General features: G+C 50.3%; 12 protein-coding genes. 2 read left to right on the top strand and 10 right to left on the bottom strand.

All coding sequences use genetic code 11. From position 1 onward, the window contains the following. Positions 1-18 precede the first annotated feature (18 nt). From nuoF to lrhA, 6 genes are all read right to left on the bottom strand, one after another. Positions 19-1356, bottom strand: a complete 1338-nt coding sequence (gene nuoF / locus L2097_RS01545) for an NADH-quinone oxidoreductase subunit NuoF (RefSeq protein ID WP_047369453.1) — start codon at positions 1354-1356, stop codon at positions 19-21. Next, positions 1353-1853 carry an NADH-quinone oxidoreductase subunit NuoE gene (gene nuoE / locus L2097_RS01540; RefSeq protein WP_039079881.1) on the bottom strand — a complete coding sequence of 167 codons (501 nt, stop codon included), beginning with the start codon at positions 1851-1853 and terminating at the stop codon, positions 1353-1355. The genes nuoF and nuoE overlap by 4 nt, the downstream gene beginning before the upstream one ends. 2 nt (positions 1854-1855) lie before the next feature. Beyond that, positions 1856-3658: an NADH-quinone oxidoreductase subunit C/D gene (nuoC, locus tag L2097_RS01535; RefSeq protein WP_250351990.1), complete on the bottom strand. Its 1803-nt coding sequence runs from the start codon at positions 3656-3658 to the stop codon at positions 1856-1858. Positions 3659-3747: 89 nt separating this feature from the next. After that, a complete protein-coding gene (gene nuoB, locus L2097_RS01530) occupies positions 3748-4410 on the bottom strand; it encodes an NADH-quinone oxidoreductase subunit NuoB (RefSeq protein WP_039079880.1) in 663 nt (220 codons plus the stop codon). 15 nt (positions 4411-4425) lie between these two features. Continuing rightward, positions 4426-4869 (bottom strand): NADH-quinone oxidoreductase subunit NuoA, encoded by a 444-nt coding sequence (gene nuoA, locus L2097_RS01525; protein ID WP_039079879.1) that lies wholly within the window; start codon positions 4867-4869, stop codon positions 4426-4428. A 624-nt stretch (positions 4870-5493) separates the two neighbouring features. Next, positions 5494-6432 carry a transcriptional regulator LrhA gene (lrhA, locus tag L2097_RS01520; RefSeq protein ID WP_047369452.1) on the bottom strand — a complete coding sequence of 313 codons (939 nt, stop codon included), beginning with the start codon at positions 6430-6432 and terminating at the stop codon, positions 5494-5496. A gap of 951 nt (positions 6433-7383) precedes the next feature. Here lrhA and alaA point away from each other — a divergent pair. Together alaA and yfbR are read left to right on the top strand one after the other, a co-directional pair. Continuing rightward, on the top strand, positions 7384-8598 hold the full coding sequence (gene alaA, locus L2097_RS01515; protein WP_142517754.1) for an alanine transaminase AlaA: 1215 nt from the start codon (positions 7384-7386) through the stop codon (positions 8596-8598). An 81-nt stretch (positions 8599-8679) separates the two neighbouring features. Next, positions 8680-9279 (top strand): 5'-deoxynucleotidase, encoded by a 600-nt coding sequence (yfbR, locus tag L2097_RS01510; RefSeq protein ID WP_047369450.1) that lies wholly within the window; start codon positions 8680-8682, stop codon positions 9277-9279. A gap of 78 nt (positions 9280-9357) precedes the next feature. On the opposite strand, the gene L2097_RS01505 is transcribed toward yfbR, so the two are convergent. From L2097_RS01505 to yfbV, 4 genes are all read right to left on the bottom strand, one after another. Beyond that, positions 9358-11190 (bottom strand): SLC13 family permease, encoded by a 1833-nt coding sequence (locus tag L2097_RS01505; protein WP_250351989.1) that lies wholly within the window; start codon positions 11188-11190, stop codon positions 9358-9360. Positions 11191-11265: 75 nt separating this feature from the next. Then, a complete protein-coding gene (locus L2097_RS01500; protein ID WP_250353110.1) occupies positions 11266-11943 on the bottom strand; it encodes a sugar phosphatase in 678 nt (225 codons plus the stop codon). Next, positions 11936-12430, bottom strand: a complete 495-nt coding sequence (locus L2097_RS01495) for a YfbU family protein (RefSeq protein ID WP_047369447.1) — start codon at positions 12428-12430, stop codon at positions 11936-11938. The genes L2097_RS01500 and L2097_RS01495 overlap by 8 nt, the downstream gene beginning before the upstream one ends. 94 nt (positions 12431-12524) lie before the next feature. Then, complete coding sequence (gene yfbV / locus L2097_RS01490) at positions 12525-12980, bottom strand: terminus macrodomain insulation protein YfbV (protein ID WP_047369446.1); 456 nt, start codon at positions 12978-12980, stop codon at positions 12525-12527. Positions 12981-13294 lie beyond the last annotated feature (314 nt).

The raw sequence follows: 13294 nt of genomic DNA, 5'->3' as shown, positions 1-13294 counted from the left end.
CCAAATTAGAAATTTAACTCACCAGCGCGTTTTAAGCAGGTTCGGCTGAATCCCTTGAATAGCCTGGGTATTGCTGAACTGTTGCTTAATGCCTGCCTCGAATTCTTCGCGGAAGTATTTAATTGCGCTCTGCAGCGGTTCTACCGCGCCTGGCGCATGCGCACAGAAGGTTTTACCCGGTCCGAGGAAACGACACAGTTGCTCAAGTGTCTCGATATCCCCTGGCTGGCCTTCGCCACGCTCTAACGCGCGCAGAATTTTCACGCTCCACGGCAAACCGTCACGGCAAGGCGTACACCAGCCGCAAGATTCACGGGCGAAAAACTCTTCCAGGTTACGCACCAGCGAAACCATGCCAATTTCGTGGTCCACCGCCATTGCCAGCGCTGTACCCAGACGGCTACCCGCTTTACCAATGCTTTCGAATTCCATCGGCAGATCCAGGTGCGCTTCGGTCAGGAAGTCCGTCCCTGCCCCGCCCGGCTGCCAGGCTTTGAATTTCAGGCCATCGCGCATACCGCCCGCGTAATCCTCCAGGATCTCGCGAGCAGTGGTGCCAAACGGCAATTCCCACAGGCCTGGATTCTTCACACGACCTGAGAAGCCCATCAGTTTGGTGCCGGCGTCTTTGCTCTTCGAAATGTTCTGGTACCACTCAACGCCGTTAGCGAGGATCGCCGGGACGTTACACAGGGTTTCGACGTTATTTACGCAAGTCGGTTTGCCCCACACGCCGGAACTCGCCGGGAACGGCGGCTTGGAGCGTGGGTTGGCGCGGCGGCCTTCGAGGGAGTTAATCAGCGCGGTCTCTTCACCGCAGATATAACGCCCTGCGCCGGTGTGCACGAACAGTTCGAAATCGAACCCGCTGCCGAGGATATTTTTACCGAGCAGACCCGCTTCGGTCGCCTCAGCAATCGCGCGGCGCAGATGCACCGCCGCTTCAATATATTCACCGCGCAGGAAGATGTAGCCACGGTACGCTTTCAGCGCAAACGCGGAAATAAGCATGCCTTCCACCAGCAGATGCGGCAGTTGCTCCATCAGTAAACGGTCTTTATAAGTCCCCGGCTCCATTTCATCGGCGTTACACAGCAGGTAACGGATGTTCATGGATTCGTCTTTCGGCATCAGGCTCCACTTAAGACCCGTAGAGAAGCCAGCGCCACCACGGCCTTTCAGACCGGAGTCTTTGACCGCATTGACGATTTCATCCGGCGCCATGCCGGTCAGCGCACGCCGCGCGCCAGCATAACCATTTTTGCTTTGATATTCTTCCAGCCACACAGGCTGCTTGTCATCACGCAGACGCCAGGTCAACGGATGCGTTTCGGGAGTACGGATAACGTTTTTCATTTATACCGCTCCAGTAATTCGGGAATGCCTTCGGGGGTCAGATGTGCATGAGTGTCCTCATCAATCATCATGTTCGGCCCTTTGTCGCAGTTACCCAGACAACAGGTTGGCAGCAAGGTAAAACGACCATCGAAAGTAGTCTGGCCCGGTTTGATTTTCAGATGGCTTTCAATCGCAGACTGAATGCCCTGATAACCGGTGATATGACATACCACGCTGTCGCAATAGCGGATCACATGACGGCCCACCGGCTGGCGGAAGATTTGGCTATAGAATGTCGCCACCCCTTCCACATCACTCGCCGGGATACCCAGCACATCAGCGATGGCATAAATCGCACCGTCCGGCACCCAGCCACGCTGTTTCTGAACGATTTTCAGCGCTTCAATGGACGCAGCACGCGGATCTTCGTAGTGGTGCATCTCGTGCTCAATGGCTTCACGCTCTGCCGCACTCAGCTCAAAAGCCTCGGTTTCTGGTAATTGATTCTCGTGCATAATTAGCGGTCCACATCTGACATAACAAAATCGATACTACCCAGATACACAATCAGGTCGGAGACCAGACTGCCCCGGATGGCGGACGGGATCTGCTGCAGGTGAGCAAAACTTGGCGTACGTACGCGGGTACGGTAGCTCATCGTGCTGCCATCACTGGTCAGGTAGTAACTGTTAATACCCTTGGTCGCTTCAATCATCTGGAAGGACTCCTGCGCCGGCATAACCGGGCCCCAGGAAACCTGCAGGAAGTGGGTGATCAGGGTTTCGATATGTTGCAGCGTGCGCTCTTTCGGCGGCGGTGTCGTCAGCGGGTGATCGGCTTTGAACGGGCCTTCCGGCATGTTGTTGAGGCACTGCTCAAGGATGCGCAGACTCTGGCGCAGCTCTTCCACTTTCAGCATCACGCGGGTGTAGCAGTCGGAAATACCGCCGCCAACCGGCACTTCAAAGTCGAAGTTTTCATAGCCAGAGTAAGGACGCGCTTTACGCACGTCGAAATCAATCCCGGTAGCGCGCAGGCCTGCGCCCGTGGTGCCCCACTCCAGCGCTTCTTTCGCGCCATACGCGGCCACGCCCTGGGAACGACCTTTCAGAATGGTGTTACGCAGCGCGGCTTTCTCGTAAGAGGCCAGACGCTTCGGCATCCAGTCGAGGAATTCACGCAGCAGACGATCCCAGCCACGCGGCAGATCGTGTGCCACACCGCCGATACGGAACCAGGCCGGGTGCATACGGAAACCGGTGATCGCTTCCACCAGATCGTAGATTTTCTGGCGATCGGTAAAGGCGAAAAAGACCGGGGTCATGGCACCGACGTCCTGAATAAACGTCGAGATGTACAGCAGATGGCTGTTGATACGGAACAGTTCGGAGAGCATCACGCGAATCACATTCACGCGATCCGGCACGGTAATACCGGCCAGTTTTTCCACCGCCAGCACGTAAGGCATTTCGTTTACGCAGCCACCGAGATACTCGATACGGTCGGTATACGGAATGTAGCTGTGCCAGGATTGACGTTCGCCCATCTTCTCGGCGCCACGGTGGTGGTAACCGATATCCGGTACGCAGTCGACAATCTCTTCGCCATCAAGCTGAAGGATAATACGGAATGCACCGTGCGCCGACGGGTGGTTCGGACCGAGGTTGAGGAACATAAAGTCCTCATTATCGGTACCGCGCTTCATACCCCAGTCTTCCGGTTTGAAAGTTAGCGCTTCCATCTCCAGATCCTGTTTCGCTTTCGTCAGCTCAAACGGATCGAATTCAGTCGCACGCGCCGGATAATCTTTACGCAGCGGGTGACCTGTCCACGTCTGCGGCATCATAATGCGCGTCAGATGCGGGTGGCCTTCAATATCAATACCGAACATTTCCCAGGTTTCGCGCTCATACCAGTTCGCGTTCGGGAAAAGTTTGGTGAAAGTCGGTACACGCAGATCGTTTTCAGATAACGCCACCTTGAGCATGATATCGCGATTGCGCTCAATGGAAATCAGGTGATAGAAAACGGAGAAATCCGCGGCGGGCAAACCTGCGCGGTGTGTACGTAAACGTTCATCCATGCCGTGTAAATCAAACAGCATGACGTAAGGTTTAGGCAGTTTCTTTAAGAAATCGCCTACTTCCAGTAACTGTTCGCGCTTCACCCAAACAACGGGCACCCCGGTGCGGGTAGCCTGAACGGTAAAGGCATCCGGCCCAAAACGGTTGCGCAGCTCGCCAATGACCGGATCATCAAGGTGATCGCGGGTCTGCCATGTGGCTTCTTGCGCAGTTAAGTCAGTCATATTGTTCACCATTGCAAAAGGTCCGTGGTGACTGTCAGGTATGGCTCCGCGTTAGTTGATTATTAAAATGCGAAGTGTCTGCCATTACCTACAGGCGCAAATTAAATCTCGTCAGGTGTACGCAGATTCGTGACGGCAATACGTTCGCCGCGTTTACGCTCGCGCTCTGATTGCATATTGGCGCGATATACGCCTTGATCGCCAACGACCCACGACAGCGGGCGGCGTTCTTTACCAATGGATTCCTGCAACAGCATCAGGGCCTGCATATAGGCTTCCGGACGCGGCGGGCAGCCGGGGATGTATACGTCCACCGGGATGAATTTATCGACGCCCTGCACCACAGAATAGATGTCGTACATACCGCCGGAGTTGGCGCACGCGCCCATGGAAATGACCCATTTGGGCTCAAGCATCTGGTCATACAGACGCTGGATAACAGGCGCCATTTTAGTGAACGGCGTGCCCGCGATAACCATCAGGTCGGCCTGACGTGGTGAAGCACGTAACACCTCAGCCCCGAAACGCGCAACGTCATGCACCGCAGTGAATGACGTTACCATCTCAACGTAGCAGCAGGAGAGGCCAAAGTTATAAGGCCAGATTGAGTTTTTACGGCCCCAGTTAACCAGGTCATGGAGTTTGCCCATGAACACCGTTTTATTCACTTCCTGCTCAAGAGGGTCGGTTACGATCTCCTGTTTTTGCAGGGGGTAACGGTCGTTCTCACCGTTAGGATCTATGCGGGTGAGCGTATAATCCATCTTATTGCCTCGCGGTTAGCGTTGACGATTAGTGTAGCTGTCGGTTTCCGGATTGAGTCGTTCGCGGCGTGAACGCGCAGGCGTCCAGTCCAGCGCACCAATTCGCACCAGGTAAACAAGACCTGCCAGCAGCACTAAAATGAAAATTGCAGCTTCGACAAAACCAACCCAACCACTCTCACGAATGGAGGTTGACCATGCATATAAATAGAGCGCTTCAACGTCGAAGATGACGAAGAACATGGCCACCAGGTAGAACTTGGCAGACAGACGAAGGCGAGCTGAACCTACCGAATCGATACCGGACTCGAACGGGACGTTTTTGTGTCTTGCACGCGCCCGACCACCGAGAAACCGGCCGCCGACCAGCATCAGGCAGCACAGGCCAATAGCGACAATAAGAAAGATAGCGAATGCCCAATGATGAGCGATGATTTCAGTGGATGTTGACATACGCATTGCTTAACTCAAAAGGTAGCGCTTAATACCTCTGCTCTTCTCGGCAGATGGCGCCACATCGATTCATGGGGAGGAATAAAACCACACGTTCAGTGCGAATTTGACAAAGTCGGTCAAACGATGTGGGTTTTTACTCCTTTCTATAACCTTTTGTCAACTTTAACAAAAGTTTCCTCACATTAGTTTACATCGACAGCAATTCATTAACATTTAATGCCGTTTTCTTCTTTAACCTCAAAAAAGCCTGCAAACAATCAGGGTGTTGAATCGTGTCCGTTGTGAAGTTTTACAAATATTACCCTCTTATTTTGACAGGATTTTGCCTGGATTCCTCCCCCTCTATGGGAGTATTTTCTTGATCTGAGACACGCTTTTGTTAATTCATTCCTAAAAACGGCAACAAAATAGCTAGTTTTTTAACATGAATGTCCATTACCAAAAACTATAGAACAAAAGAGATGATATGACAGGTGGGTTAATTAAATAATTGATTTATTTAATTATTAAGAAAGGAAATGAACCATATAGCATTAATTTGTGCAAAAAATAAACCGATGACAGCATTTTTGCTGCCAGCGGCCTATTTTCACACTTACATTTTGTTACCAGTTTTTGGCGTCAGTGTTACCCAAAATCGCCCTCAATCACCAGAGAATCCCCTCCCCCTTCGGTAGCACTACTGCTGTAATGCCATGGATTCTGATAGTGCTCCATTGCCTCGAAAATCACCTGCGCCAGCTCATTTTGGCTAAGCGGATTATAGCAAAGAAGATATTCAGTCTCAGGCAGCAGAGGTAAGCCATCTGATTTACCCAACACCCGTAAATCTGGACTCATCATCTCTACAGGCCGTGCGGTTATGCCAAGCCCGGCTTTCACTGCCGCTTTTACCGCTGAAAGGGTGGACGCCACATAGGCGATACGCCACGGAATGTCCGCTCCATTAAGCGTATTAATCACAATATCGCGAAAAGGGCTTGGTTCATCTAACAGGACCAATGGCACTGCCTCACCTTTTTGCAATACAAACTCCGCAGAGCAGTACCAGTGCGTGGGTGAAGTCCGCAGCGTCAGGCAATCGTATTCACCTGGCCGGTTAGTGGTCACGACAAGATCGACATCATCTTCTTTTAGCCTGTCTCCGGCAAAGGGATTGCGTTTGACGCGCACATCCAGGGCGAGCTTTGGATAAACAGAACTAATACGATTAAGCAAGAACGGTAAAATAGTGTCGGCAGATTCATCCGAAGCGCCGATCGTCAACGCGCCCTGTAAATTGCTAAACATTAGCGATGTACATGCTTCATCATTGAAACGTAAGATCTTTCTTGCATAGCCCAGTAACTGAATACCGTGCTCGGTTAACAGCTTATTTCGACCATGACGGGCAAAAAGCTCCTTCCCTACTAACTGCTCCAGTCTTTGCATTTGCTGACTTACAGCTGACTGGGTGCGACAAACTGCGGCTGCTGCCGCAGCAAACGTGTTCAAATCAGCGACCGCAACGAAGGTTCTCAGCAGATCGAGGTCGAGATTCAGTATCGGACGATTTGCATTTATCATAATTTTTCACTTACGGGTTTCTCACTCGGAGTTACCCGGGTTTATGCTGTGCGCGTAAGATTTAAGCAATTCCCTTTTTAATGTGCATCCAGCAGAGTTATCACCCTGGTCAACTTGACAAAAAGTTCAGGTGTTTATAGTTCACAGTCTGGAGCAAGACAAACTCAACATCTTTATTCTGCATACTCCCTTCCTTATTGAATATATAAACCATGCGAATACTTGTTAATCCTTTTCAGGAAAAAACATTTTTTTGCAACATTCTTAGCCGTACATGGCGTGCACGTCATATACAGCCAATTCATATGGCTGACCGGGAGTAGAAAAACGAGTAATAACAGCAAACTAATAATAACAAATAGTCCACACAGAAAGCGCGGCTTTCCTGACAGAACCATTTTCGGGCATCATTTTAACCTAAAACCATTATATTTATAAGCATTATTGCGATTAATCTGATCGCCAAAAATCATCTCGCGAACGATTTAGTTTTATTAATATTAAAAAGGTCTACCCTTTCCATTCGCAATATTAAATAAACGTGAAAAATGAATCACCTTATGTATTAATAATACTTAACATTATCTTCACAGATTAGTCGTTTCTCGGGCAATGTGTTACTTTAAAAATGTATCACTCTCTATGTATTGAGAATGATTATGAGACGAAATCATTCTTCTTCATTGTTACACACACTGCATAACCTTTCTTTTTTAGCAGAAAAATCGACAAAAATCAGCGTAAGAAGAACCATAAACTACAAATAATATCTTTTACACTGGTATATAGAGATTTAACCAATAATGGTAGTTTTAAAAACGTTAATTGTGATGTGGTTAAGGCAAAATCTTGTTCTGTCCACCCTTCAAAACCTGCGCTCGTGGGAGTACATTGTTCGGTGCTGACTTCCACGGCAGGAAGTGGCACTCACAGCTAAAAGGTCAAAGATTCATGTCCTCCATCGAAAAATCCAGCAAATTAGACAACGTCTGTTATGACATACGCGGGCCGGTTCTCAAAGAGGCGAAACGCCTGGAAGAAGAAGGCAACAAAGTTCTTAAACTAAACATCGGCAACCCGGCGCCTTTTGGCTTTGAAGCGCCAGATGAAATCCTGGTCGACGTCATTCGAAATCTGCCAACCGCGCAAGGTTATTGTGACTCAAAAGGGCTGTACTCCGCGCGTAAAGCCATCATGCAGCATTATCAGGCGCGTGGCATGCGTGATGTTACCGTTGAAGATATCTATATCGGTAACGGCGTTTCTGAGCTAATCGTACAATCAATGCAGGCCCTGTTGAACAGCGGTGACGAAATGCTGGTTCCGGCGCCGGACTATCCTTTATGGACAGCGGCAGTGTCGCTTTCGAGCGGCAAAGCCGTGCACTATCTGTGTGATGAATCCTCTGACTGGTTCCCGGATCTCGATGATATTCGTGCGAAAATAACGCCGCGCACGCGTGGTATCGTCATCATTAACCCGAACAACCCCACCGGTGCAGTCTATTCAAAAGCGCTGTTGATGGAGATTGTTGAGATTGCGCGTCAGCATAATCTCATTATTTTCGCCGACGAGATCTACGACAAAATCCTTTATGACGATGCCGAGCATCACTCTATCGCTGCGATGGCACCGGACGTGTTTACGATTACCTTTAACGGCCTTTCCAAGACCTACCGCGTTGCGGGATTTCGTCAAGGCTGGATGGTGCTGAGCGGACCGCAAAAACACGCCAAAGGTTATATCGAAGGGCTGGAAATGCTGGCCTCAATGCGTCTTTGCGCTAACGTCCCCGCACAACATGCGATTCAGACCGCACTTGGCGGCTACCAGAGTATCAGCGAGTTTATCGTGCCTGGCGGGCGCCTTTACGAACAACGCAATCGCGCATGGGAACTGATTAACGACATTCCTGGTGTGTCTTGCATGAAGCCGAAGGGAGCACTCTATATGTTCCCGAAAATTGACGCTAAGCGCTTCAATATTCATGACGATCAGAAAATGGTGCTTGATTTCCTGTTACAGGAAAAAGTTCTTCTGGTTCAAGGAACTGCTTTCAACTGGCCATGGCCGGATCATGTGCGCATCGTCACGCTGCCGCGCCTGGATGATTTGGAAATGGCGATCACCCGCTTTGGTCGCTTCTTGTCAGGTTACCACCAGTAATTGTGTCAGGGGGAGGATTTGCATCTTCCCCCACTCTCTGCGCACAATGACTCACCGTCGCAGTAACAGACAAGGTTAACTATGAGTCAAAGCCATTTCTTCGCGCACCTCTCCCGTCTCAAATTAATCAACCGTTGGCCACTGATGCGCAATGTGCGTACTGAGAACGTCTCCGAACATAGTCTGCAGGTCGCCATGGTGGCACATGCACTGGCAGCGATTAAAAATCGCAAATTCGGTGGTCAGGTTAATGCGGAGCGAATCGCGCTGTTAGCGATGTATCATGATGCCTCGGAAGTATTGACCGGTGATTTACCCACCCCGGTAAAATACTTCAATTCGCAAATCGCCCAGGAATATAAAGCCATCGAAAAAATTGCCCAGCAGAAGCTGGTTGAGATGGTACCTGAAGAACTACGCGATATATTCTCTGCGCTGATCGATGAACATTATTACAGTGCTGATGAAAAATTGATCGTTAAACAAGCAGATGCACTCTGCGCATATCTAAAGTGTCTTGAAGAATTGTCTGCCGGAAATAATGAATTTATGTTGGCAAAATCGCGGCTGGAGAAAACCCTGGATGCCCGTCGAAGTCCTGAAATGGATTACTTCATGCAAGTTTTTGTACCCAGTTTCCATTTATCGCTGGACGAAATAAGCCAGGATTCTCCGCTTTAATACGCGTCTTCCACTGTAGACCTTACCCACTGTCCAAAAACGTTTATCCCGGCGATCGCATTGCCGCCGGGATAAACGTTAAAACGGAAACAGGACAGGGATCAGCACGACACATACCCCCATGACAAGAAGGGTAAAAGGCACGCCGATTTTAACGAAGTCGCTGAATTGATAATTGCCGGGACCAAGAACCAGTGTATTGACCGGTGATGATACCGGCGTCATAAATGCTGCCGAGGCGGCCATCGCGACAACCATCGCGAAGGGATAAGGTGAGACCCCCATCGATTTTGCCGTCGCCAGTGCGATAGGCGCCATTAAGACCGCCGTCGCGGTGTTAGAGATAAATAGCCCGATCGTGGCGCACAAGACAAACAGGCACACCAGCATCATATATGGCCCATAGCTGCCGCCGAAATCGAGTAAGGCTTTAACGACCAGATCCACCCCACCCGTTTTTTGTAACGCCAGTGCGAAAGGCATCATCCCGATGATCAGAATAAGGCTTGGCCAGTGAATGGCCTTATAGGCGCTCTCAGCATCAATACAACGGAATTTCCCCATCAACAGGCAGGCCATGATCGCCGCCACCGGGTTGGGAATTTCATCTGTCAACATCAGTGCAACCATCAGCACCAGGCAGAATATGGCATGAGGTGCCTGGCTATGCGCAGGAGAGACAGCACTCTCTTCCACGGGCATATTGAGCACCAGAAACTCTCGTCCTTTCTGGCCCAACTGGCTAATTAACTTCCAGTTACCGACCACTAATAAAATATCCCCGAGTTGCAGGGGTTCATCAACAACGACGCCAGACATCGCCTCGCCGTCACGTTTCAGCCCAACCACGTTTAATCCGTAACGAGTACGAAAACCAATTTCACGTACGGTTTTGCCTAACAGTTCGGTCTCGGGTATCGGCGAAACCTCCGCCATCCCCACATCCAGCGCCTGGTCGGAAAAGTATTCACCGCGCAAAATCATCGGTTCGAGCAGTTGTTCGGCGCAGAATTGGCGTAAATCGACATCTGCGGCGGACATATCAATGAGTAAAACATCGCGGGCGCGAAATTCTGATACCCCATTAACATTGACAATCACGCGCCGAAAGCGCCGCCAGCGTTCAACGCCGATAACATTTGCGCCATAGCGTTCACGCAGTTTCAGATCATCCAGTCGCTGACCGATTAAAGGCGATCCAGGGCGAATGGCCAGCCGCCTGGCCCGCCCTGTAAGGCGGTATTCTTTAATCAAATCGCGGAAAGAGCGCCGTTTCCAGCCATCACGCTGACTCTCTTCTTTTTCGCTTTTAAGCATAAAGCGCATCAGCAGCATATAGACAATGCCCATCAGCAAAATCACCAGCCCCAGCGGCGTAACGCTAAAAAAACTAAATCCGGTCAACCCCTCACGCAGTAGTTCACTGTTGACCACCAGGTTTGGCGGCGTCGCCACCAGCGTCATCATTCCGCTGATAAGCCCGGCAAAACTGAGCGGCATCATTAAACGGGAGGGAGAAATTTGCATACGCATACAGACGCTGAGCACCACCGGAATGAAGATAGCCACCACGCCAGTGGAACTCATAAAAGCGCCCAATCCTGCAACGGTGAGCATCAGCAGAACCAGCATTTTGATTTCGCTGCTGCCGGCCATTTTTACCAGCCATGACCCCATGCTGGTCGCCACCCCGGTACGCACCAGTCCGTCACCAATGATGAAAAGCGCTGCGATCAAAATAACGTTGGGATCGCTAAAACCCGACAACGCCTCGGTCATCGTCAACGTCCCGCTCAGAATAAACGCCACAATGATCAGTAACGCCACCGCATCCATGCGCACTTTACCCGTCGCAAAGAGGACGACAGCTATCATCAACAGGCATAACACCCAGATAAGCTCACCGTTCACAACATGTCCTTGTTTAAAATGGGGTGATTCATCTTGCCATAAAAAAGCCCCGACTGTGCGGGGCTACATCATGACTCAGGCTTTTCGTCTGACAATGACACAACCATCAGGCTGCTTTGCCACGGCCACTTCATCCAGGCGAGTAAGCACGAAGTCCGCCTCATCCAAGCGAGGCGAATCGGCAGGTACATTCACCGCGATAACATGGCAATCAGCCGCCAGGCCAGAAAGCACGCCGGCACCTGCATCTTCCACCACCACACACTCTTGCGGCGGCAAACCAAGCAGTCTTGCCCCAAGGAGATACGGATCCGGCTCAGGTTTGCCACGGGTAACCTGCTCTGCCGTGACAAACACGTCCGGCATCGGCAAACCCGCGGCGCGGTGGCGAGCATGAGCAACAGGGATGGATCCCGACGTCACAATCCCCCACGGGATATGGGACTCATTGAGATGGTTCAATAACTCAAGCGCGCCGGGCAAGGCTACAATACCTTCGGTATCCGTCGCTTCAATATCCTCAAGCCAGGTGAACTCCGCTGCAATGTCCTCTTCGGAGCGACCGGCCATAAAGTGACGTAACGAAGTTATGGCCTGTTTGCCATGGATAAAATTCAACACGTCGTCATGATCGATGCCGAAGCGGTCAGCCCAACGACACCATGACCGCTCTACAACGGGCAACGAATTTACCAGGGTGCCATCCAGGTCAAACAGAAATCCTTTGCACTGCACGCGAGCCTCCTCAGGCATTGATAATTTGGTTAATTTCATTAGCGCTCAGATGGTACTGGCGCGGGCAGGAGTGCCATACATTCAGCATGCGCTGGTATTTTTCCCACATGGGCGTCTGTGCATTAAAACCGTGTGTACCGGCGTCGAAATGGGTATATCGCCCTTCAATATTGACCATAAAGCGTACATAACCGAGATAACGCGCTTCGGTAGCGGCATCAAAACCTAAGAAGGTGACGCGGCGTTCATCAATAGATTGCGCGTCTTTCAGATTGGCCCAGGAGACGTGCAACGCATGATACATCTCCATAATGTCGATAACGGTGCGGCAGGTTTCTTCAGTAAGTTCGCCGAACTCACGATCCAGCTCACGCATTTGCAGACCATAGCCACGCTCGATAATGGTCTGCAGGCGACGATAGCGCTCAGCATTAGCAGGATCCATCATGGTCATCATTTTATACTGATTAGACAAAATCAGTCGTTGGGCATTGGTCATTTCCATCTTACGACTCCTGTGCGCGTTGAAAATTAAAAAAAAGACACGGTAACTATTAATGGTTACTGTGCCTTTTTTTACAGACCGTTTCGATGATCAATCACAAGTCATCAAGGAAAGTTTTATCGAGTTGTTTGAAGGCGCGCTTAAGCGTGTCAGCTAATGCCTGATAGTCGGGTTTGCCTTCGACAGGCGCCAGTGCCTGACCCGCTTCCTGCAATTTACCGCGTACTTCATAAAACCAATGAAGAATCGTTGGGGGCAAAGGCGTGACGGAACGCTTACCAAGCCACCACAGCCCTTGCATTGGCAGGCTAAGGGCAAACAGGGCCGTAGCGACAGCCGGACCTAACTGGCCGCCAAGGGCGATTTGCCAGCACAGCGTAAACACAGCAACGGGCGGCATAAAGCGAATGGCATAACGGGTGGCGCGTATAGTCCGATTTTCTATAAATAGCGGGGCGAGGCTTTTTTCCATGGGCCAGGTCTTCGCATAGTGCTGCCCGCGACGAAACAATCCAAAAAAACTTACGGGGCGATTTTCTGAAGTGGACATGGCGTTACCTCAACTTCACATATAAAAATTAAAATAATTGTGCAAAACAACAACTGTGCATGACAACGTTAAAATTTTTTGTCAAATGCGCACGGTATCAGGTATCCTGTGCCTGCCTTAACAGGCCGTAGACGAAGTGTGGTCGCTCGTCAACTTTGAAGTCCATTATGCCACTGTCTGAAATTTGCGCAAAATGGCATAAAATCTTAAGTATTCTTTCCATCATGCCAGAAAATTAATCAGGCATGATGTTAATCATAAATGTCAGCGTCATCATCCGTTATTCTGTGAGACTCACTGACGTTTTTTTAGCC

Origin of the sequence: Citrobacter sp. MNAZ 1397, from assembly GCF_023613995.1 — a bacterium.
GTDB lineage: Bacteria > Pseudomonadota > Gammaproteobacteria > Enterobacterales > Enterobacteriaceae > Phytobacter > Phytobacter ursingii.
The sequence above is the reverse complement of the archived record's forward strand: the minus strand, read 5'-3'. Positions and strand labels throughout refer to the sequence as shown.